Raw genomic sequence first — 22,395 nt, 5'->3', positions numbered from 1 at the left:
GGAACCCAGTACTGCCGGGGCAGGGGTGCCTGCCCGCTTCTCTACTCCCCAGGGGGAAATCTGCGCTGGAAACTCTCCGCTGTATTCGGTCACTGAGTCCCTAAAAAGGAAACGCTGCCAATATTTTCCCAAAGGCCCGTTCCGGTCGGCATTGGAATAGATTGCCGGGCCGGCGATTGGCACACTAGGGAAAACTGCCAGTCAGCAGAGACTCAAGACCAGTGATGAGGGGGTACCATGAGCGAGCTCTATGGCCAGCCGGGTGTTTTTGTGGACGAAATCCCGGTGCCGTTTCAGCAGGTGCACGCGGTGGAGACCGCAGTGCCCGTATTCATTGGCTACACAGAAAGAATTTTCCACTTCGGCCAGTCACTGCTCAACCGCGTCGTGGAAATCCGCTCGCTGGCCGAGTTCGCAATGATTTTCGGACAGCCACCGGCCATCGGGAATTTCGAAATCCACCTGGACGCCGATGGCAACCCGATCGACGGCATTGCCGATCCCAATAAGGACACGCTGGCGCGGTTCCGGCTGGCCTATGCCCTGAAGCATTACTTCCTGAACGGGGGTGGCCGTTGCTATGTTGTCAGCGTGGGGAGCTTTGACGGCGCTGGTGTCATGTCGGAAGTGGCCGCCGATCACCTTGGGGCCCTCTCCGCACTGGCCCGGACAGAAGGGCCCACGCTGATGGTGATGCCGGACCTCAGCGGCATCCGCCCGGCGGTGCCGGGCGATTTGTCATTGATTCGCTCGATACAGGCCCGCTATTACGATGTGCTGCGCGTCGCACTCGACCAGTGTGCAGAAACCGGTGATCGCTTCCTGATTGCCGACCCCTGGGAAGGGGGCGGCCCGGTGGAGGATTGCCTCTCCGCCTTCCGTGACGGCATCAGCTCACCCAGTCTCGAATACGGTGCCGCTTACTTTCCCTCTATCCATACCACGTTGCCATGGCGCTGGGATGAACAGTCGATCCTGGTAATGCAGGATATGGGGCGGCGAGCCGGCAGAGCCCACACACTTGCCGACCTGAAAGGTCGCGGCAGAAACGCCAGGCCGGAGCTTTACCGGAAAGTTCGTGCCGCCCTCGATCGGCACTCGGTAACCCTGCCGCCATCAGCGGCCATGGCCGGAATCTATTGCGCCGTGGATCGCAGTCGCGGGGTCTGGGAGACCCCGGCCAATATTGCGCTGGCGGGAGTCAGGTCCCTGGCCGTGGAGGTTGACTCACGGATGGGCCAGGGGATGACCGTGCACAGCAGTGGTACGGCCATCAATCCATTGCGTTATTTCACGGATAAAGGTAACCGCGTCTGGGGTGCGCGCACGCTGGCGGGAGATAGTAATGAATGGCGCTATATCAATGTAAGGCGCTACTGCAATATGGTGCGGGTAGCTGTGCGGAGGTTTCTCCGGGGCCTGGGGGAGATTACAGACAGTCGGTATGCACGACATATGGTTGAGTCTGCAATAGGGGAGTTCCTTACGGCGCAGTGGCGCGCCGGTGCCCTGCAGGGCACCAAGCCGGAAGACGCTTTTTTTAGCCGGTGTTATATCTCGGAGACCGCCGAGGATGGTGGGCGGATAGAGCCGGCCCTGAAAGTGTCCATCGGCCTGGCCACAATAAGGCCAGCGGAATTCATCATTATCAATCTGTGAGGCTCCCGGGTGACCGCTATTGACGATTTACACGCCCCGGCTTTGTTGCTAATTTTTTAACTGATTTACTCCCGGGTATTTCTTTTCGGCAGGCAGTGAGGGGATGTTGCCCTCCTGTGTCGGGGAGGTCCGGGATGAGAAAGGGATCGCGTTGGCTGCGATGTACCCTGCGACCAGCTGCGAACCTGTACCCTGCGATCCTAATAATAAATAGGGGACCCCCACCATGAAGCCTGTAACTTTCAAGCGGGCCCGGCTGCCGCTGGCCATTGCACTGGTGACACCACTCGCCGGCTTTTCACTCTCCATCTCTGCTGCCGAAAGCGCGCTGGAGGAAATCACCGTAACCGCACAGAAGCGCGAGCAGAACAGCCTCGACGTGCCGATTACCGTCGATACCTTCTCCTCGGATGATATCGTCTATACCGGCGCGCTGACGCTCAACGAAATGGATGCGTACATCCCCGGTTTCGATGCCGGTGATGGCCTGACCCAGGCCTCGCTGTCGATACGGGGTATTTCCAGCCCCAATATCAGTGCCGGTGGTGATCCCTCGGTATCGACTTTTTATGACGATGCCTACCTGCCCTCCGCCGCGACGACCATTGCGTTTTCCGATATGGCGCGGGTGGAGGTCCTGAAAGGCCCGCAGGGCACGCTGTTCGGGCGCAACTCGGCGGCCGGTACCCTGAGCCTGGTGCCGCGCCAGCCCTCGGAGGATTTCGAGGCCTTTGTTTCCACCAAGATCGGCAACTACGGCCTGGTCCGCAACGAGGGCATGGTGAATGCCCCGGTTACCGACAGCCTGTACGTGCGGGCGAACCTGCTGACGAACCAGCGCGACGGATATATCGAGAATGCCAGCGGCCGCGACTCCGGTGAGCAGGATGTGGTGACTGGCCGTATTTCCGCACTGTGGGATGTGAGCGAGGCGACCGACCTGCAGCTCTCCTACGACTGGGACCAGGTGGATAACTCCCCCCGCGCGGCCGTGGGCTTCAGCGATTTTGCCCTGAATACCGAGCCGTATTCCCGCAGGGTTGCCAACGACCTGATTCGCGGCGAGGAAACCCGCGATATGTACGCAATCAATGCCAAGCTGTTCCACGATTTCTCCGACACCCTGAGCGTCAAGGCGGTGCACAGCTATCGCGCCTTCGAAACCACCAACCGGGAAGAGGAAGACGGTACCGCCGAGCCCACCGTATACCTGGATACGAACAATCGCTTCGACAACGATATCAGCTATTCCGAGGTACAGTTCAACTACAACACCGACACCCTCAACGCCGTGTTCGGTGCCAACTATTCCTCCGAATCCATTCGCCAGGACACCACCGTCACGGCGCTGGCAGACTCCGCCATCCGCGTCACCACCACGGCCCTGGTAAACGACCCCACATTGCAGGGCATGATTGAGGCCGGCACCATTGCCGCAGCCAATGCGCAAACCGCACCGGCAGTGCAGGCGGGCCTGATCAGCCAGGCGGAAGCCGACGCGATAGCCAGTGCCGCAGCCGCAGATTCACTGGCTGCGCTGGCATCGATCGATCACCTGTGGGCGCCGGGGGACTGGGCCACATTCACCACCTTGCTGGGGCAGGGAGTGCTGCCACAGGACGGTGTCTATTACGATGCCGTCGCCCAGGCTCTCGGCACCAGTATGCTGTTCGGGCCGGAGTACGCCGGCATGACCTGGCAGGAGTCGGTAATCAATGAAGGTGAGTTTGTTAACTATGGTTTCTACGCCGATGCGGAATATGCCTTTACCGATCGCTTCCGCCTGTCGGCAGGCCTGCGCTACAGCCACGACAACAAGGAGTTCAGCTGGCTGGTGCCCGGGGTGGATTTCTCCCGCCCGACGGTTCCCGGTACCGCGCCAATTGAACCGCTGATCTTCCGCACTGACGACGGTTATGTTGTGGGTGACGGGCAGCTGGAAGCAGAGGACAACTGGAGTAAGGTTACCGGTCGCCTGGTGGGCCAGTACGATATCACCGACCAGGCCATGGTGTTCCTGTCCTATGCCACCGGCTATAAATCCGGGGGCTTTGACAGCCTCGACCAGTCCTCGGCGGCAAACCCGATCAAGCCCGAGGAAGTGGAGAATATCGAACTGGGCCTGAAGGGGGACCTGTTCGACAATCGCGCCAGGGTGCAGCTCAGCTACTTCGATATGACTGTGGATAATCGCCAGCGCAGCGTCGAGACCCTGCCTCCCGGCCAGACCAACGCCCTGCCGCGGGTAATCAACGGTGACCAGAGAATCGACGGTATCGAGGTGACGTTTGACTGGTTGCCCGTGGACACTGTGCGCCTGGGCCTGGTGACCACCCTGCGGGATACCGAGTCCGAGTGGGAAAGCTTTTACAATGCCCGCGGCGAGTTGCAGTCCGATCGCGAGAACGATTCTGCCGATACCGCCTATACCCTCACGTTCAACTGGTCACCTGAGGTGAGCTTTGGCTCGGTGGACCTGTACGCGGACTATATCTATGCCGAGAACAGTGCGGAAAGTGATCCCGCTGCTATCTCATCGGTAATGATCGCCGGCGTGGACACACCTATCCCGGGTTTCGGTGAGGATACCCGGCTGCTCAACACCCGCCTGTCGTGGATGAGTGATAGCGAGCAGTATGAAGTTGCCCTTTGGGGCCGCAACCTGCTGGAAAACGAGGTGACTGGCAGTGTGGGTGGCCGTACGCTGGATGTTTTCGGCACTGGCTTCCTGGGTATCTCAGCACCGCGTACCTACGGCCTGGACCTGCGCTATAACTTCTGATGTATCCCGGGCACGGCGCCGGTGGCGCCGTGCCCGATTCCCCCCGAGTGATTCAGTGTTGGGTGGATGCCGAACTTGCTCTTTCTGCCGCGCGGCGGGCAGTTTCGATCTCGTCACTGAATAGCTGTCGCAGGCCGAACCGATAGGTCGCCGGGCTATCGGCAGCATGCGTGCCACCCTCGATGGTATTGAAGTGAATTTCCCAGGGCGCGTCCCCTTTTTCCTTCCAGTAGTCGTACCACTGGCGTGCACGTTCCCCCCTGGCCTGGAAGCGGTCGGCTGAGCCACTGGAGATTGCCAACACCAGGTCATCCCGGGTTGAAGGCGCCGGAGTGGCAAAGAATTGCTCCATGTCTGGCAGGAAACTCGGGTTGCCGGCAATGCGGCCCCAGAACAGGTCGGGGTGATTGAAGGCAGAGTAAAGCACCATAAAGCCGCCGCGACTCTGGCCGTAGAGAATACGGCGCTGGGGATCCGCCCGGTAGCGACTCTCCACTGCCGGTAATAACTCCCGTTCCAGGAACTGGTGGAACAGTGCCACACCACCGCTTCTCTCCCGATCTTTCGCCGGAGTGGAAAAATCGATGTCTCGCATGTTGATGGCGGGATCAAACGCGCCATAGGCAATGCCCACCACAATGGCTTCGGGAATTTTGTCGTCGTAGTGCAAGAACAGGTGGTTGGCGGCGAGGATGGGGAACATGGAGTCACCGTCCAGCAGGTAAATAACCGGGTACTGTTGCTCCGGGTTGTCCCGGTATCCCCCGGGGTAGCGCACATAGATATGGTAGGGGCGGCCCACGGTATTCGAGTCAAGGCGGAAATAATCCCCCTTGAGTGCCGGGAGGAAATCCAGGGGAACCTGCTGGTCTTGCTTGCCGGCTGGCCCGGATAAATGGTGGTTGTCGCAGGCAGACAGGCCTGTGGTGAGAATTAACGTGAGCAGTGTGGCCAGTAGTCGGTTGGTCAATGCCTGTTTCCCCTGTTCATTGATGGTCCCCATTACGGAAAATATTTAAGTGTCAAAAAAGGCGCTACAGCGGATCGCCGGTCCATTATTGTATTGGTATGTGATTGATTGTACCCGGGCGTACCTGTATAAAAATTATCGGTACCAATTAAAACATAAATTGCCTTGAACCCTCCCGGGCAACGCCGGTTGCCAGAATTGACGCGCACATTTTGTATCCATTGTGTTGGGGCGGACTGCAGTATTCGCAGGGCATCTACAAATGGAGTGACATCAATGACAAGACTGCATCGTTGTACCCACCAGTTTCTTTTTCCTATCGTCGCCGTTGCCGGCTTCTCCTGTGCCGGCCTGTTCAGTCCTGTCATGGCCAGCGCCGCCGACAAGGTGACTATTGTCCAGCCCGGTGCGCCGGGTGATGCGGTGCGGGAACTGAGCGCGAAAGAGGCGATCCAGGTTGCCGTCACCGCCTATTCCCCCGACGACGTCCGGTTTATGCAGGACATGATCCCGCACCATCACCAGGCGCTGCAGATGGCCGAGCTGGTTGCCGAACGCACCAATAACCCGGAAATCGTCGACCTGGCCGGGCGCATCGATGTGTCGCAGGAGGACGAAATCAGCTTTATGCAGGAATGGCTGCGGGAACGGGGTGAAACTGTGCCCGACCCGGAACACCACCACGCCATGGCAACCGACCACAAGATGGCCGGTATGGCCACGCCCGAAGAGATGGCCGAGCTGGCAGCTTCCAAAAGCAAGGCATTCGACCGGCTGTTCCTGGAACTGATGATCGCCCACCACGAGGGGGCGGTGACCATGGTGGAGGAGCTGCAGGACAAAGCCGGCTCTGCCTACGACCCGGTACTGTTCGAATTCACTACAGATATTGTCAATGACCAGTCGGCGGAAGTGGAGCGCATGGGCAAGCTGCTGGCCGGCCTGTCGGAGGACCCCCGGGCGGGGCTGGCGGCCGGATACGCCGATGCCGGTGAGGCCATCCTGAACCTGAAGCACGAGGGACGGCTGCCGAAACCGGCCGGTTTCTACGACCCGGACAACGTGGCTGGCCTGCCACCGGAAAAGCCGGAGAAAGAAGGGGGTAAAAAGGCCGGGGACGAAGAAGACAAAGCCAAGTCCGGCAAGGACAAGGAAGAGCGCTGGCCCTTTATGAGCTTTGCCAACACCGATATCGCTTTCTCCGGCGATATCATGGTGGCCGGCAGCTACCACGGCTTCAATATCTACCGGCTGCCGGAGAGCGGCCTGCCGCAACAGGTGAGCTCGGTGGTGTGTCCCGGCGGGCAGGGGGATGTATCGGTGGTTGGCGACCTGCTGATCATGTCGGTGGAGCAGAACCGCGGCCGGCTCGATTGCGGCCTGCAGGGGATCAGTGAGGATGTCAGCCCCGAGCGCTTCCGCGGCCTGCGTATCTTTGATATCAGTGACCTTGAGCGTCCGAAGCAGGTGGGCGCGGTGCAGACCTGTCGCGGTTCACACACCCATTCCGTGGTATCCGGTCCCGGTGAGGACGGCAGGATCGTGGTCTATAACTCGGGTATTGCCCCGGTACGAGAAGAGGACGAGATGCCGGGCTGTGTTGATGATACCCCCGGGGACAAGCGCACCGCGCTGTTCCGCATCGATGTCATCGAAATACCTGTGGCCGACCCGTCAAAGTCACGCATAGTCGACAGCCCGGCGGTCTTTGCCGATCCCGGCTCCGATACGCTGGCGGGTCTGTGGCGGGGTGGCGATCACGGCGACGATACCAAGGAAACCAACCGCACCGACCACTGCCACGATATTACCGTGTTCCCTGAGCGCAAGATCGCGGCGGGCGCCTGCTCCGGCAATGGAATCCTGTTTGATATCTCCGACCCGCTGCAGCCGAAGCGGATCGATGCGGTGAACGACAAGGGGTTTGCCTACTGGCACTCCGCCACCTTCAACAACGATGGCACCAAGGTAATTTTCACTGATGAGTGGGGTGGCGGCTCCCGGCCGCGCTGTCGCGCATACGACCCACTGGACTGGGGCGCAAACGCCATTTACGACATCGTGGATGGCAAGCTGGAATACCGCAGTCATTACAAGCTGCCCGCCCCCCAGAGCGAGCAGGAAAACTGTGTGGCCCACAACGGTTCCATTGTGCCGGTGCCCGGGCGCGATATCTTCGTGCAGGCCTGGTACCAGGGCGGTATTTCCCTGATGGACTTCACCGACTCTGCCAACCCGGTGGAGATCGCTTATTTTGACCGTGGCCCCATCGACGATGAGGATATCGTGCTGGGCGGCTACTGGTCCGCCTACTGGTACAACGGCAGGATCTACGGCACCGAGATCGCCCGCGGCATCGATGTGTTCTCCCTGTTGCCCAGCCAGTACCTGAGCGCCAATGAGGTGGGCGCGGCCACAGTGGCCGACCAGGATGGCCTGTTCAATCCCCAGCAGCAGTTTCCGGTGGAGTGGCCGGCCCGGCCGGTAGTGGCAAGGGCCTACCTGGACCAGCTGCAGCGCAGCCAGTCTGTGCCTGACACCATGGCTGCCGACCTGGTGAAGGTACTGGAGAATTCGGAGTCACTGCTGCAGAAGCGGGCCAAGGACAGCAAGGTTGCGGGCCGGCTGGTGATGCTGGCCTCGCTGGCATCGGTCAATAATGATGATGAGGACGCGGAGAAGAAAACCCGCGCGCTGACGGAGTCCCTGGAGGGCATTGCCCGGGAGTTGCGCTGACCAGTGTGGTTGTGAATGCGCCGGCACTGGCGGGGCATATCCCGCAAGTGCCGGCGCACCGAAAAGGGCCTGGAGCAGGCCCATTGAAATCGCAGGCGTGAGCGGGTTATTTCAGCTCCCAGCTGCCCTGCATATAACCCAGCACCGACATACGACCCTGGTCCAGGAACTGGACACTGCGGACCTGGTAGGGTGCCTGCAGGCCGGAGGCCGCAAGCCGGGCCGTGTCGATGGGTACGGTCATCTCCCGGGCCCCGGCATCCAGCCACTCGGCCTGGTAAGCCAGCATCGCCGGCCGGTACTCGCCATCGCTATCCACCCCGAAAACCAGGGCTCGCGCCTCATAGCGCCCCGCCTCCTGTACGTCCACCGACAGGGTCAGGCTTTGTGCATCGCTGCCGCCGACCGTGGCACTCGCGGTCTCGGTAAAAATATCTGCTGCGATCACGGCCACGCGTTCCACGGGCTCATTGCGGGCATTGCGCAGGGTTGAACGCACTTCGATCCGCCACAGCTCACCGGGTACCGAGGGGGCATCCACGTTTACCGGCCAGTCCAGGGTATAGTGGTTGCCGGTACGCTGCCCGCCACCCAGCTCGTAGCGGTCGCCGCGCGGGGCGATCAGGGTGGCGGAGACCGATTCCAGCGACGCGCTTGCCTGGCCGGCCGCCTTTGCCTCCAGGGCCAGGGTGCCGGAGCGGCTGAAGCGCTTGCTCGGGGTCTCTACTGCCAGCTCGATATCGCTGCGCTTGTCCAGTACGTAGAGGATGTACTCGGCGTTCGCACTGGCATCGCCGTTGGCTTTCAGGGTAAACCGGCCGCGTCCCATATCTTCGGGGACCTTCATTACATGGGCACGGCCGTAGAAGCCGGGAAACTCCTGCCGCAGGCCCTCGCTTTTACGGTGCAGGGCGATGCTGTCGTCGCTCACCGGGCGGCGCTCGGTGCCATTGGACAGGGTCATGCCGCGCGGAATGTCGGTGTCTACCACCCGCCTGCCATTGCTGGCGCGGTCGAGGGGGGAGACCTGGATCACGGCCTGCTTCCCGTCGACAAAAAATTCCGCACCGCGATTGAGTTCGGCACCGGTGACCTTGCGGTAAAAGGCCCGGCTCTGCTCCCGGGCACCGCTGTCGGCCAGTTGTTGTTCCTTACCCTGTTCCACCAGCTGGGAGAAACTGACCCGCTCGCGGCTGTCATTGAGAATCTGCTGGGCACTTGCCATGGTCGCTACCATCGCGGTGGCAGCCATGGCAAAGAACAGTGGAATTGCTTTGGTCTGTAGGTTTTTCATGGCGGCACCTTAAATATCGTTTCTCAGGATTACGTCGAGGTTGAAGCACTTGCGACGGCTCTGGTTGTGGCTCAGCGGCTCGCCCCCGGCGGTGGCGGAGGTGTCGTAAAACCACAGGCTGCCCGCGGCATTCTGCGAACTGCAATTCAGGAACCCATCGGAGCAGCTGTCCAGCCACTCCTGGGTGATCTCCAGCCCGACATTTTCCGTGTAGCCGCCACAGTAACTGTCGGGGTCCCACACGGCGCTCTCCACATCGCTGCCGACCACATTCCAGAAACCAACCGGGAGGGAGGGTCGACCGGCGGTGCCCAGCAGCCAGGTATCGTTGTAGTAATCCATCCAGCTGGTCTGCTGCATGCGTACCGCATCGTTCTGGTAACCCAGGAGCCATCCCACCGAGGCCTCGAATACATTGCCGGCCATCACGGCATCGGCCAGTGGTGTGCCGGCACTGGAGGCTGCCAGTACATTTACCCAGCGGGTACTGTTGATAATGGCCGGGTAGCGGCTGTCCCAGGTGGGGTTGGACAGGATCCAGCGCATCACGTTGCCACCATTGGAGTGGGTGATGACAACCAGGTCGTCAATGTTCATCGAGGTAATAAAATTGTGGAGTTGCGTCGCCAGGCAGCCGGCGGCGGCGTCATCCCACATGTACTCCTCGAAATCACAGTTTACCACCAGCAGGTTGCCGCTACTGGGCAGGCCCTGGCGGATCGATTCCACCATGCCGGATTTCCAGTAATCGTTATAGGCGTCGGACTGGTTGCCGGTGCCATGCACCAGAGCCACGCCGGTCACTGCGAACGCAGAAAGTGGCGCACAGAGCACTGCAAGCAATACTGCCAGCAATGGAATATTTCTCGTCTTCATCGATGATTCACCTTTTTATTGCATTGATTTTTAGCGGTGGAATATGAAGCTGCAGGAGAAACGGAATTGCCTTGTTCGCTTCCTTTCACATTCCGGCGGCAGCGGGCTTTTATTATTCGGGTATCCGCTGTCCGCCCGGTAAGTCGGGCACGGCATCTCGCCTGAGCCCGATTTCATACTACAGCTGCGCCTGTTGCCGAAAAGGCTGTTCCGGTTACAGTCACAGGAAATGTTGGATATTTGTGCGCTAGCGCAAAAAATATTTGCATATGGAGGAACCGTCGAAGAGCGGGACTGACGACTGTGGCGTGTTGTTCATTTTGACTGAATAGTCCGGAATCAAACGCTGATAAAGTGACTGAAAGGTCGGTACATAATTGTGGATGAGCACCGTCCCTGCCCGGGTTGCGACCCCGCTTTTTAGCCCCGTGGTCAGAATCCTCCCATCAAATTTTCCAACCGGCTGTTGTCGCTCGCTGGAAAAAGAAGCCTGTGGTGCTGTAGCTTGAAAAAATATTCAAGAGGGTGATGCTGGTTGTGCTGGACCGCCGCGTTAATAATGCTTGTCGGCGCAAGAGCCGGATTCCGGCTCCTGTTGTGTCGTGAAGAATCGCCGGTTGTAATGAAGTCGGTGTACCTGCGTTGGAGTGTACCGGCTGTAAAGAAGCTCGCTTGTCCAAGGGGGCAAGCTGCAGATCCAGAGACAAACATACTTATCCCATTGTCCTCGCCGGCATGGTGGCGACTTCCGTTACCACGTTGGCGCAAGATAAAGGTGGGAGCAGTCTGGAGATGGAGGAAGAGGGGGTAGCTACTTCCGGGGAATGACAGTGTTTCCCGGTGTTGTGTGCGGGATACGCAGCCACTGACCCCGCTGGCTGCAGTCACAGGGGGCCCGAACTGCTTTGTGCCGGTACACGGCCAAACGCCGGCCAGGCCCGGCGCCTATTCTTTTCTTCTAGAAGCGGGACAGTTCCTCGCGCAGGTCCTTTTCCAGGTCGGTGGCTTCCATGACCCACACATCCTTGTCCGGACCCGGGAATACACCCACCTCGATGCCATCCCTGTCCAGTCCCGGTAGCCATTTCTTGAGGAACTGGGGCAGGGCGATGCCCCGGGGGGTAAGGTCGCTGTCGTCGTCGGCGTAGGCAGCGGCAAAATCCTCACTGGGCCACACCGGCAGGTATTCGAAGCCACCCTGGTCCTCGGCGTGCAGCTTCAGGAAGTGCTCGTCACTGTTCACCAGGATCCAGACTTCCCGCTCCTCCCCGACCACATCCAGGAAGTAGTCGTAGCGGTCTTCGGTCTCCAGGCCGAGGATGGCCTCCAGCTCTTCTTTGTTCATACTTTGCATCGATTCCGTTTAAAAAAATTCTGCGCCGACTTTTCGGTTGCGCCGGCCAATTGTTCCTGCAGAGGCGGCCGCTTGCGGGCCTGTCAGTGTTCAATAGCACAGAACCGGTCCGCTGTATTGCCGGGACAGCAAGGCCCGCCATTGAGACATCGCGATCAGCTGCGCCAGATGCCGCTCATGATGCATCAAATTCATTCCGGTACCTAGTACTGCCGGCCTCCGGTATTTCCCGGCAGCGGCTGAAAGCAATGCTTGTTTGTGTCGGCCGGGACTATCGGCCCCTTCCCCTTGCACTACCATAAGCTGAAGCCCACAGCCCAGGGAGGGGACCGCAATGGCAGCAGTTTCGGTAAACGGACAGGACGTGACACTCAATGCGGATCCCCGCACCACACTGCTGGATACCCTGCGGGAGCAGCCCGGGCTGACCGGTACCAAGAAAGGCTGCGACCACGGCCAGTGCGGCGCCTGTACGGTGTTACTGGACGGGCGACGGGTGAATGCCTGCCTGGTCCTGGCAGTGCAGTGTGAGGGCTGCGAGGTGACCACGATCGAGGGGTTGGGGCAGGGGGAGCAGCTGCATCCATTGCAGCAGGCCTTTATCCGCCACGATGGTTTCCAGTGTGGTTACTGCACGCCGGGCCAGGTCTGTTCTGCCTACGCCATGCTGGAGGAAGTCGCCAATGGCGAACCCAGCGACGTTACCGGCGATGGGGAAGTCCGCCTTTGCCCGGCGGAGGTCCGCGAGCGCATGAGTGGCAATCTCTGTCGCTGCGGCGCCTACGCCAACATCGTCGATGCCATCCTCGACAGTGCCGGGGAACTGGGGCAGCGCGGGGAGGCGGGCCAATGAGACCTTTCGATTACCAGCGTATCGGCGCGGTGGAAGAGATCGGGGCGCAGGCCAGTGATCGCGCCAGCTTCCTGGCCGGGGGCACCAACCTGGTCGACCTGATGAAGCATGAGATAGAGACCCCGGAGCAGTTGCTGGATATCTCGCGGCTCGACCTGGCGCGGATTGAGGACGGCGAGGACGGCAGCCTGCAGGTGGGTACACTGGTAACCAACACGGCGCTCGCCAGCGATGCCCGCGTGCGGCAACGCTGGCCCCTGCTCTCCGCCGCGTTGCTGGCCGGCGCCACCGCCCAGTTGCGCAATCGCGCCACCACCGGCGGCAACCTGCTGCAGCGTACCCGCTGCTATTACTTTTACGACACCGCCCGCCCCTGCAACAAACGCAATCCCGGTGAGGGTTGCGGTGCCTTTTCCGGCCACAACCGCATCCACGCCATCCTCGGCGCCAGCGAGCAGTGTATCGCCACCCACCCGTCGGATATGGCGGTGGCGATGGTCGCGCTGGATGCCGGGGTCAGGCTGCGCGCGCCCGACGGCAGCGAGCGGGAGCTGCCGGTGGAAGAGCTGCACCGGTTGCCCGGTGACGAGCCGCAGCGTGACACCGTGCTGGCGCCCGGTGAGCTGATCACTGGGGTACACCTGCCGGCGCCACCCCCGGGCCGGCAGGTCTACCGCAAGGTGCGCGATCGCAGTTCCTATGCCTTCGCCCTCGTGTCGGTAGGCGTGATTCTGGCGCTGAAGGACGGCACGGTATCCAGCGTGCGTATCGCTTTCGGCGGCGTGGCCCACAAGCCCTGGCGCGCGCGCAAGGCCGAGGCAGCGCTACAGGGACGGCCGGCCACGGAGGAGGCGTTCCTCAAGGCTGCCGATGCCGAACTCGCGGATGCGAAAGGCTACGGCGGCAACGACTTCAAGATTCCACTGGCGCGGCGCACACTGGTGGCTGTCCTGCGGGACGCCGCGGGTAAGACAGGGGAGGCCAGGGCATGATGAATCCCGCAGCCATCGGCCAGCCATTGGACCGGGTCGACGGTCCCCTCAAGGTAAGTGGCGCGGCCACCTATGCGGCAGAGCACCCGCTCGATCACCAGCCTCTGGTCGGCTGGATCGTGGAGGCGACCATCCCGGCGGGGCGTATCAAGGCCCTGGAGACCAGCGCGGCGGAAGCCAGTGCGGGCGTGGTGGCAGTCCTCACTCACAGGAACAGCCCATCCCAGGTTCCCTTCGGTGAGCCGGATGATGAGGGGCGTTTCACCCAGTCCCGCGCCATGCTGGGCAGCGATCATATCCGCTATCACGGTTTCCCCGTGGCGCTCGTCATCGCCGACACACTGGCGAATGCCCGTCACGCCGCCGGGCTGGTGGAAGTCACCTGTGAGCCCGCAGACGCGGTGACCGCCGCCGGGGAGGAGGCGGACGAGAAACCCGACGAACTCGACGGAGGCCTGGAGGCGGATATCACCCGCGGTGATTTCGAACAGGCCTACAGTAGCGCCGAGGTCACCCTGGATGTCACCTACAGCACCCCGAACCAGGCCGCCGCCGCCATGGAGCCCCATGCCACCATGGCGGTGTATGACGGCAATGAGCTCTGGGTGTATACCTCGGTGCAGCTGATCGGCCCCGCAGTGCAGGTGCTGGCCAATACCCTGAAACTCAACCCGGACAGGATCCGCGTGCTCAGCCCCTATATCGGCGGCGGTTTCGGTTCCAAGCTGGGCCTGCACAATGAGGCCATCCTGGCCTGCCTGGGCGCAATGTACCTGGAGCGACCGGTGAAAGTGGTCCAGCACCGGCGTCACGTCTTCCACAATGCGCCGCACCGCGGTAACTCAGTGCAGCGCATTCGCCTGGGGGCGAGCCGCGACGGCAGACTGCAGGCCATCAGCCATGAGAGCTTTATGCCTACCGCCAGGGGTTACGCCTTTGCCGAGCCCAGTGGCGCGCCGGCCCGCACCACCTACCGCACCGATGCGCTGGTGAGCCGGCACCGGGTGAAGACTGTCGATATGTCACTGATCGATTCCTGCCGGGCGCCGGGGCACGCCATCGGTTCCCTGGCTTTCGAATCGGCGATCGACGAGATGGCCTATCGCTGTGGCCAGGACCCGGTGGAGTTTCGCCTGGCCAATATGCCGGAGAAAGATCCCGGCAGCGGCAAGCCCTTCTCCAGCCACGACCTGGCGGAGTGCCTGCGGGAGGGGGCGGCCAGATTTGGCTGGGGCAAACGCCAGCCACAGGGTGAAGTCCGCGGTCGCCAGCTGGTGGGCTATGGGGTGGCCAGCACCATCCGCATGAATATCCTGGTGAAGTCGAAAACCAGGATCCGCCTGTCCGCCGACGGCACCCTCACCGCCTGGGCCAACATGACCGATATCGGCACCGGCACCTACACCATCCTCACCCAGGTCGCTGCCGACCTGCTGGGCCTGCCGGCAGAGAGGATCGAGATCGAACTGGGGGACAGCGCCTATCCGGCCAGCTGTGGCTCCGGGGGCTCCTTTGGCGCGGGCAGCTCGGGATCGGCCCTGCGCGACGCCTGCCTGCGCTTGCGGGAAAAACTGGTGGAGATTGCGCGCAAGCAGGAATCCCTTAAGGATGCGGATTTCGACGGCGCCCTCTTCGAGGGCGGCAAGCTGGTACTTGGTAGCAAGCAAGTATCTCTCACCGAACTGGTCCGCCAGGGCGGGCCCGATTACCTGGAGGCCGACGGCAAGGTGGCGCCCGGCGAGGACCGCGGCAAGTACTCCCAGCATTCCTACGGTGCCCAGTTTGCCGAGGTGCATGTCGACCGGGACACCGGCGAGGTGCGGGTCCAGCGTCTGCTGGGGGTGTTTTCCGCCGGGCGCATCCTGAACCGCAAGACGGCCCGGTCGCAGTTGCTGGGCGGCATGGTGTGGGGAGTTTCTTACGCCCTGCTGGAGGAATTGATGCTGGATGAGCGCTACGGTGCCTTTATGAACCGGGATTTCGCGGAATACCACCTGGCGGTCAACCGTGACATCCCCGAAGTGGAGATCCACTTCCGCGAACAGCCGGACATGCGCTCCAACCCACTGGGCTCCAAGGGTATCGGTGAACTCAGTATCAGCGGTGCCGGCGCGGCGGTGGCCAATGCCGTCTACCATGCCACCGGCGTGCGCGTGCGGGATTTCCCCATCACCCTGGACAAGCTGCTGGAGCAGCTGCCCTGAGTTGGCCGGGGCCGGGGCGGTAAGAGGGAGGGGGCCAGTGCCGGGCAGGCGGGGCCCTAGCTGTTCAGGTCCAGCCGCCGCGCATGCCAGTAGCGGTCCCGCCAGTAGTAATCGCTCAGCCTGGAAATCTTCACGCCGTGGGAAGTCGAGGCGTGGAAGAACTTGCCATCCTCGATATAGATGCCCACATGCCGGCTCTTGCGGCCGGTCTTGAAGAACACCAGGTCCCCGGCGCGCAGGTCACTGCGCCGGATAGGTACCCCAATCCGGGCCTGGGTACTGGTGGTCCGTGGCAGCTGCAGGCCGAGTTGGTCCCGGAAGGTGGTATAAACCAGCCCGGAACAGTCGATGCCCCTCTTGCTCATACCGCCCAGGGCATAGCGGGTGCCTTTCCACTCCCGGTGCTGGGAATAAATCTTGTCCTTCACATTTCCGGTCTGCCCCGCGGGCTGCTGTCGCGCGCTGGACACTGCCGGCTGGTCCGGGGAGTGACGGTAAGGGGAGAGGCTACAGCCTGTATTGACGATGGCCAGGAACAGGACGGATATCAGCAGCAGCTTCTTGCTCATGGGGCGCTCGCGGTTATTCCGGATTATTGTGCCCGCCGGTCGCCAGCATCCGGATAGTGCCGGTGGGCAGTATCAGGGCGGTGGTGCGCGGCGACAGCCCCGGACAGGCGGGGTACGTGTACATGGTATCAGAGTACTACTTATTGGATTTACCTTATGAAAGCCTGAGCGCCAGAATGTTCCCCACTTACCTTCTGGTTGTTTTTTAACCGTTTTCAGGCCGCTCTAATCGGCTTCCCGCCAGACCGGGCCATGCCCAGCCGGGCCCGAATACCCGGGGCCAGCGCCGGGCTGCTTATTTAACCCGGTACCCATGACGGATTACCCCGCCTGGACGGCTTCCAGTTTTCCCGGTGCATATTTCCAGTAGCAGTAGCCGATGCAGGTCCAGGCAGCCAGCAGTGGGAAGACAACTGTCTGTTCGAGGTTCAGGCCAATATTGATGCCCAGCCTCACCACAGCCATTGCGGTAAAGGTAAATGCCAGGATCATGCGCACCATATGCCGGCGAATCCAGAAGGGCCTTTCCCGATCCCGGTTTTTCCACAGGGCCAGGTCCTGGAACAGGATAAAACCAAAGGTGGTTGCCAGCAGGATGGGGCCAGCCTTGGGTGCCCCATCGATCGACAGGAACCGGACAAATTGAATCGAGGTGAACAGGAACAGGAGCAGGGGAATGATGACCAGTAGCCGGTCCCAGAGAAAGGCAAACCTGCCATCGTTATTGATTGAATTGATGGCACTGGGGATGCAGTACAGCACCGCAACGGTCATCACCAGTGCCAGGGGCAGGAATTTATAGGCCATGAAAATGGCGGTTGATATTGCCACCAGGATCATCAGGTAAGAAAAAACCTTTCCCGATGTGACATGAACGGGTGTCCCCTTTTTGGTGGAAAGCGCCACTATCCCGGCGGTAAAAGCGATAGAACCAAGCACCACGTGGATGAAATAGCTGAAGGGATCGAATGGTTCCCAGATCATCTTGTGCTCTCTACTAGATTTTATTTGAGCACTTAAATTAGCGATCCGGGGGCTGGACGGTCAATTGCACCCTTGCACAAACTTTGCGAGACAGTCAGTAAAGTAAGTTGTGGCGATTAAATGGCGTGAAAATCACTCGGTATGGCTGCGGTTGGTCATGCGCCCGGGTTATTTTCTCAAGTTGCGCGCCCCGAGTTCCTGCTGGATACAATCGATAAACCACCGGTAGCGGGAGGGCAGGGTATAGCGCCTGCGTTTTACCAGGAACAGTTCTTCATAGGTATCGTGTGCCAGCCGTGCGGTGACGATTTTCTCGCGCTCGGGAAAGCTGCGCACGGCGGATTCCGGAAGCACCGTAAAGCCGGTGCCCGCCGCAACGGCCACCAGGATCTGGTTGATCTGGTTGATCGAGCCACTGCGCGGAATACTTTGCAGCCCCTCGAATTCTTCCCCGTACGCGGCGGCCAGGACTTTCTGCGCATACTGGATGCCGTCCGGATGCTCCACAAATCCCAGCGCCTGCAGTTCCCCCAGCCGGGGGCGGGCCGGTGCGTCGAGCCTGGCGCTGGCGGGCAGGGTCAGGCACAGCTGCTGGGTGCCGATCGGGTCCTGGCTCAGCTCCGAGTGCTTGTCGGCAATGGTGGTGATACCGATATCCATCTGGTCGGCGCGTATCAATTCGCGGATACGGCGGTTGGGTGTCGCCTCCAGCAGCACCTGCAGGCCCGGGTGCTGGCGCTGGTACTCCAGGAAGCGGGGATACAGCAATAGTGCCAGGCTGCCGGAACAGGCAATGCGGCACTGGCCGCTGTAGGGATCATCGCGCCCGATATGTTCCAGCAGGTCCCGTTCCTGGCGTGCGGCCCGCTCGGCAAATTCCGCCAGGGTGCGGCCGGCCTCGGTGAGCTCGAACTTCCTGCCGCTGCGCTCCAGCAGCTTCTGGCCCAGCTGGTTTTCCAGCTTGCGGATGTGCTGGCTGACCCCGGGCTGGGTCATATGTAGTTGTTCGGCAGTGCGGGTGAACTGGCCGGTGGCCACCAGGGTGCTGAAGGTCCTGAGCCAGTGGTAGTTGAGCAATTCGGTGTCCCCAAAAGTATAACCTGGTGTTATGTGAGAGATTATAAATCATAATTTTTTGCGCATCCTCATCCCGGTTACCATGGCGCTACTTTGAGTAACCGTCCCAGGAGTTGCAGTGAGCAAGACACCCTATCCCAGGAATTTCTCCCATATTGGTATTTCGGTCCCCGATCTCGAGGCGGCAGTGCGCTTCTACACGGAAGTGCTGGGCTGGTACCTGATCATGCCGCCCACCACGATTACTGAGGATGACAGCGCAGTTGGCGTGATGTGCACCGATGTATTCGGCCCGGGCTGGGGCGAATTCCGGATTGCCCACCTGTCCACTGGTGACCGTATCGGCGTTGAGCTGTTCCAGTTCCGCGGCCAGGAGAACCCGGAGGACAATTTCGAGTACTGGAAGACCGGCATCTTCCACTTCTGCGTACAGGACCCGAACCTGGAAGAGCTGGCAGAGAAGATCGAGGCGGCCGGTGGCAGGCGCCGTATGAAGGAGCCGCGCTATTACTACCCGGGGGAAAAGCCCTACCGCATGATCTATATGGAAGATCCCTTCGGCAATATCCTGGAAATCTACAGCCACAGCTATGAACTGACCTACGGCAGTGGCGCGTACCAGTAATCCACCTGAGCAATAAAGAGAGGACGCTGTATATGAAACTGATCAAGACATTTGCGCTGTTATGCGCAGCCCTGTTCCTGTCCGTCACCGCCCAGGCAGAACAGTCGCGGGTACTGATGGTACTGACAAGCCACAGCGCCATGGGCGACACCGGCGAGAAAACCGGTTACTGGCTGGGGGAGTTTACCCACCCCTATTACGTATTCCGCGACGCGGGGCTGCAGGTGGACGTGGCGAGTATTGAAGGTGGCGAGGCACCGATCGATGCGCGCAGCCTGGAGGAGAGCGATGCGGTCAACCAGCGTTTCCATAAAGACGACGAGGCCCAGAAGCTGGTGGCCAATACCCGCAAGCTGTCCTCGGTGGACCCCGCGGGTTACGACGCTATCGTCTTTGTGGGTGGCCACGGCACGGTGTGGGATTTCCCGGGCAACGATGACATAAGCCGGGTAGCCGGTTCCATTTACGCCAATGACGGCGTGGTGGCCGCAGTCTGCCATGGCCCGGCGGCACTGGTGGACCTGGAACTGCCGGATGGCAGCAGCCTGGTGGCCGGCAAGAAAGTGACCGGCTTTACCAACGAGGAAGAAGCGGCCGTCGAACTGACAGAAGTGGTGCCCTTCCTGCTGGAAGACAAGCTGAAAGAGCAGGGCGCGACCTTCAGCGAGGAACAGCCGTTTAGCAGCCATGTGGTTGTCGACGAGCGGCTGGTGACTGGCCAGAACCCGCAATCCGCCGCCGATCTTGGCAAGGCAGTGGTGAAGCTGCTGAAGTAATCGGGTTGATAGGGGCACGGAGGCCCCTTCCGGCGATACTAGTCCCCGTCCGGGCTCCCTTTCGACAGTTCCTCCAGTCTCTCGAGCGCCTTGCGGACATGTGTTTCACCGGTACTGGCGTCGACCACAGACGACGGTTCCTCTGCACCGTAACCACCCAGTGCCGCATCGGCAGCGGTAGGCACATAGCGCAAGTCACCGTTACTCATACCAACGAAGAGTGTGGTTTCCACCGGGCTGCCGCTCTTCAACTGCCTGCCGAGTGCGTCGAAGTATTCACCGGGGAAACTCACCAGCGAAATATCCGGCGTGAGCATTAGCAATCCCAGTTCGGCCTCGGGGTCCCGCATGCGGATGGTGTCAAACCGGAAATGGCCCCGGCCCTTGAACTGCTGCAGGTTCCGCAGTGCCCGCACAGCGTTGCCCGACAGGACCTCGCCCAGCCGCCGGGCCTGCGCCCCGGCTGCGGAAAAGGGTTTGGTATCCGCGTGGTAGGGGTTTACATCGCCCGCGGCACCCAGGAAAAACATGGAGTGGCCACCAAATTCCCGCTTGAAGGCGCTGCGCAGGTAACCCGGATAGTCCGCGGACACCAGTGCGCGCTGCAGGTCCATGGTCACCACCGGGTGGGCGCTATAGTTGAAAATTGTCAGGAAGGGGTGCCCGTCCCCGTCACGCAGGTGGACAATCCCCAGCGTGTCATCGACCGGGCGATTGGGAATCCTGCCTGGGTTGGTCCATAACATTTCCACCCCGTCTTCCCGGATAATCCTGCGGTTGTAGGCTTCATCGACCTGAACCCGGGTGGCACCGATGGTAACCGGCTGCATTTGTTCTTCCGCTTGTGCAACGCTGGTGAGGATGCTGTCGCGCACCCGGGCCATCGACTCATCCACCAGGTAGCCGCCGTGGGTGTGGGTGGCGGCGATCATCACATGGTCGAATCCCCGCTCCTGCAGTTGCTGTTTCAGCACACGGAAATCCGGTTCTCCCAGCGCCAGCAGGTCCGCCGAAACCAGTGCGACCCTGTGGCTGCCATCCGACAGCACGGCAGCCTGGATATAGAGGGGATCGCCAATGGACTGGACCTTCCCGGTCCCGCCGCCGACCAACCCCAGGGTATCGCCTACCTGCGGTGTGATTTCTGATTCGGCAAAGCCCGCCATGTAGCCTGCGGAATAAGCCAGGGGCGCGAAGGCCAGGAGTGCGAGTAGCAACAGAAGTGGAACGGGCATGGCCGTCGAGGCCCCCTTCGAGTGTTTTTCTGGTTTCCGAATGACGACCATCACCTTACCCGGGCACGCTGATCCCGGCCACAGACTCATTGGCTGCCTGCTACCATGGCAGCGTAGGCCAACCCGTTACCCACCATATGCGCCACGATGGGCGGCCACAGGGAGCCGCTGAACCAGTAGAGCGCGCACAGGGCCAGTGCCATCAGCGCGGCGCTGATGGCCTGGGGTGGGATGATATGCATGGCCCCGAAGATCAGTGAGCTGACCAGCATCGCCAGCCATACCGGCCGGTGCCCTGTCATCCAGGTAAACAGGAAGCCGCGGAAGAATGCCTCCTCGGCTACCGGGGTCAGCACCACCGTGCAGAGGCCCAGCGCAATGCCAACCACCAGGCCGCCATCCGGGGTGCCATAGGGGTTGGCCATAAACACTGCCCAGTCCGGCACCGCCACCGCCATCCAGCGGGCCAGGCCCAGCCGCAACAGTAGCCCGGCAATGGCGACCAGTACCGCGAGGAGTATCCAGCCCCGGGTGGTGGGGCGGAAGCCGAGGGTGGCCCAGCCCAGGCCCCTGGTGCGCAACGCCAGCCAGAGTACCCCCAGCAGCAGGGCGGCCTTGGTGAGCTGCATGGTCAGCAGGAGGTGCTGGGGCAGGCCGGGCCCGTCGCCCAGGTAGGCGTTGAAGCCGATGGTGTGTTTGACCAGCAGCATATGGGCGGCACTGGCGGCGGTATAGAGCAGGGCGAAGCTGCCCAGGACCAACAGGCCACCGGGAAATCGCCAGGGAGAGGTGGGTCGTTGCAGCAGCCGGGCTTGTGCCATTCCATGGTCTCTCGGGCTGGGGTGCGCGGTGTTCGCGGGCACCGGTATCGGGATTACCGCATGCAGGGCCGGTCCTGCAGGGTGCTGCCGGCCGCGTCGGGATAGGTGGACGCAACATGGCTGGTGTCAGGCGGTTACCGCCTCCACATGCCGCTTGAGGTTGTCCAGGATAGCCTGCCAGCCCTCCCGCTGCTGCTCGATGGAGTGGCTGCCCTCGCTGTCGAAGGTTACCCGCACAGTGACGGTGTCCCCGTTCTCGATAAACTCCACCTGCGCCTCGCGATCGCCAAATGTGTATTCGATCAGGCTGTTCTCGACAAGACGGGTATAGGTGCCTGCAAAATCGAACCCGATGCTGCCGTCCTTGGCTTCCATGCGCCAGCAGAAGCTGCCGCCCTCGCGCAGGTCCACGGTGGCGCGGGTCGTGTGCCAGTCGGCGGAGGCGGCATTCCACTGGGTGATGTCCGCCGGTGTTGTGTAGGCCTTCCAGGCCCGGGTAACCGGGCAATTCACCTGGGTTTCTACGGTTATTTTCATGCTGATTCGACCTTGAATGTATTTACCCTGGACCGCCCTGCGCGAGGTTTT

The 22,395-nt window shown here is 61.2% G+C and carries 18 protein-coding genes; 8 read left to right on the top strand and 10 right to left on the bottom strand.

Going from position 1 to position 22,395, the window contains the following annotated elements; genetic code table 11:
• The first annotated feature begins 237 nt into the window (after positions 1 to 237).
• Positions 238 to 1,659, top strand: coding sequence for a hypothetical protein (locus tag LVD10_RS08975; protein WP_237063274.1), 1,422 nt, complete (start codon positions 238 to 240; stop codon positions 1,657 to 1,659).
• A gap of 226 nt (positions 1,660 to 1,885) precedes the next feature.
• Entirely contained in the window at positions 1,886 to 4,441 is a 2,556-nt protein-coding gene (locus LVD10_RS08970; RefSeq protein WP_237063272.1) for a TonB-dependent receptor, read from the top strand.
• Between the two features lie 52 nt (positions 4,442 to 4,493).
• Here the strand turns inward: LVD10_RS08970 and LVD10_RS08965 are convergent, their stop codons facing one another.
• Positions 4,494 to 5,411 carry an alpha/beta hydrolase gene (locus LVD10_RS08965; RefSeq protein ID WP_237063270.1) on the bottom strand — a complete coding sequence of 306 codons (918 nt, stop codon included), beginning with the start codon at positions 5,409 to 5,411 and terminating at the stop codon, positions 4,494 to 4,496.
• 276 nt (positions 5,412 to 5,687) lie between these two features.
• Here LVD10_RS08965 and LVD10_RS08960 point away from each other — a divergent pair, with 276 nt between their 5' ends.
• Positions 5,688 to 8,147 (top strand): DUF305 domain-containing protein, encoded by a 2,460-nt coding sequence (locus tag LVD10_RS08960; RefSeq protein WP_237063268.1) that lies wholly within the window; start codon positions 5,688 to 5,690, stop codon positions 8,145 to 8,147.
• Positions 8,148 to 8,253: 106 nt separating this feature from the next.
• Here the strand turns inward: LVD10_RS08960 and LVD10_RS08955 are convergent, their stop codons facing one another.
• The 3 genes from LVD10_RS08955 to LVD10_RS08945 all read right to left on the bottom strand — a co-directional run bounded on the left by LVD10_RS08955 (position 8,254) and on the right by LVD10_RS08945 (position 11,662).
• On the bottom strand, positions 8,254 to 9,441 hold the full coding sequence (locus LVD10_RS08955) for a DUF4785 domain-containing protein (RefSeq protein ID WP_237063266.1): 1,188 nt from the start codon (positions 9,439 to 9,441) through the stop codon (positions 8,254 to 8,256).
• Between the two features lie 9 nt (positions 9,442 to 9,450).
• Positions 9,451 to 10,317 carry a hypothetical protein gene (locus LVD10_RS08950; RefSeq protein WP_232941393.1) on the bottom strand — a complete coding sequence of 289 codons (867 nt, stop codon included), beginning with the start codon at positions 10,315 to 10,317 and terminating at the stop codon, positions 9,451 to 9,453.
• A gap of 958 nt (positions 10,318 to 11,275) precedes the next feature.
• Positions 11,276 to 11,662 carry a DUF2750 domain-containing protein gene (locus LVD10_RS08945; protein WP_232941394.1) on the bottom strand — a complete coding sequence of 129 codons (387 nt, stop codon included), beginning with the start codon at positions 11,660 to 11,662 and terminating at the stop codon, positions 11,276 to 11,278.
• Between the two features lie 343 nt (positions 11,663 to 12,005).
• On the opposite strand from LVD10_RS08945, the gene LVD10_RS08940 reads away from it, so the two are divergent.
• The 3 genes from LVD10_RS08940 to LVD10_RS08930 are packed head-to-tail and all read left to right on the top strand — an operon-like array spanning position 12,006 to position 15,720.
• Positions 12,006 to 12,524, top strand: a complete 519-nt coding sequence (locus LVD10_RS08940) for a 2Fe-2S iron-sulfur cluster-binding protein (protein ID WP_232941395.1) — start codon at positions 12,006 to 12,008, stop codon at positions 12,522 to 12,524.
• Positions 12,521 to 13,516 (top strand): FAD binding domain-containing protein, encoded by a 996-nt coding sequence (locus tag LVD10_RS08935; protein ID WP_237063264.1) that lies wholly within the window; start codon positions 12,521 to 12,523, stop codon positions 13,514 to 13,516. The genes LVD10_RS08940 and LVD10_RS08935 overlap by 4 nt, the downstream gene beginning before the upstream one ends.
• Positions 13,513 to 15,720, top strand: coding sequence for a xanthine dehydrogenase family protein molybdopterin-binding subunit (locus LVD10_RS08930; protein ID WP_237063262.1), 2,208 nt, complete (start codon positions 13,513 to 13,515; stop codon positions 15,718 to 15,720). The genes LVD10_RS08935 and LVD10_RS08930 overlap by 4 nt, the downstream gene beginning before the upstream one ends.
• Before the next feature lie 56 nt (positions 15,721 to 15,776).
• On the opposite strand, the gene LVD10_RS08925 is transcribed toward LVD10_RS08930, so the two are convergent.
• The 3 genes from LVD10_RS08925 to LVD10_RS08915 all read right to left on the bottom strand — a co-directional run bounded on the left by LVD10_RS08925 (position 15,777) and on the right by LVD10_RS08915 (position 18,350).
• Positions 15,777 to 16,289, bottom strand: a complete 513-nt coding sequence (locus LVD10_RS08925) for an NlpC/P60 family protein (RefSeq protein WP_237063261.1) — start codon at positions 16,287 to 16,289, stop codon at positions 15,777 to 15,779.
• A 321-nt stretch (positions 16,290 to 16,610) separates the two neighbouring features.
• Positions 16,611 to 17,273: a DUF2306 domain-containing protein gene (locus tag LVD10_RS08920; RefSeq protein ID WP_232941399.1), complete on the bottom strand. Its 663-nt coding sequence runs from the start codon at positions 17,271 to 17,273 to the stop codon at positions 16,611 to 16,613.
• Between the two features lie 168 nt (positions 17,274 to 17,441).
• Positions 17,442 to 18,350, bottom strand: coding sequence for a LysR family transcriptional regulator (locus LVD10_RS08915; RefSeq protein WP_232941400.1), 909 nt, complete (start codon positions 18,348 to 18,350; stop codon positions 17,442 to 17,444).
• Positions 18,351 to 18,468: 118 nt separating this feature from the next.
• Here LVD10_RS08915 and LVD10_RS08910 point away from each other — a divergent pair, with 118 nt between their 5' ends.
• Positions 18,469 to 18,975 (top strand): lactoylglutathione lyase family protein, encoded by a 507-nt coding sequence (locus LVD10_RS08910; protein WP_232941401.1) that lies wholly within the window; start codon positions 18,469 to 18,471, stop codon positions 18,973 to 18,975.
• 32 nt (positions 18,976 to 19,007) lie between these two features.
• On the top strand, positions 19,008 to 19,751 hold the full coding sequence (locus tag LVD10_RS08905; RefSeq protein ID WP_237063259.1) for a type 1 glutamine amidotransferase domain-containing protein: 744 nt from the start codon (positions 19,008 to 19,010) through the stop codon (positions 19,749 to 19,751).
• Between the two features lie 38 nt (positions 19,752 to 19,789).
• Here LVD10_RS08905 and LVD10_RS08900 read toward each other — a convergent pair whose 3' ends face one another.
• From LVD10_RS08900 to LVD10_RS08890, 3 genes are all read right to left on the bottom strand, one after another.
• The gene (locus LVD10_RS08900; RefSeq protein ID WP_237063256.1) at positions 19,790 to 20,986 is read right to left on the bottom strand and encodes a hypothetical protein; all 1,197 of its coding nucleotides are present in this window, start codon (positions 20,984 to 20,986) and stop codon (positions 19,790 to 19,792) included.
• A gap of 86 nt (positions 20,987 to 21,072) precedes the next feature.
• On the bottom strand, positions 21,073 to 21,807 hold the full coding sequence (locus tag LVD10_RS08895) for a CPBP family intramembrane glutamic endopeptidase (RefSeq protein ID WP_237063240.1): 735 nt from the start codon (positions 21,805 to 21,807) through the stop codon (positions 21,073 to 21,075).
• Between the two features lie 126 nt (positions 21,808 to 21,933).
• A complete protein-coding gene (locus LVD10_RS08890; protein WP_237063237.1) occupies positions 21,934 to 22,344 on the bottom strand; it encodes an SRPBCC domain-containing protein in 411 nt (136 codons plus the stop codon).
• Positions 22,345 to 22,395 lie beyond the last annotated feature (51 nt).

Source organism: Microbulbifer zhoushanensis (assembly GCF_021729055.1).
GTDB lineage: Bacteria > Pseudomonadota > Gammaproteobacteria > Pseudomonadales > Cellvibrionaceae > Microbulbifer > Microbulbifer zhoushanensis.
This window is presented reverse-complemented; position numbering and strand designations above follow the sequence as displayed.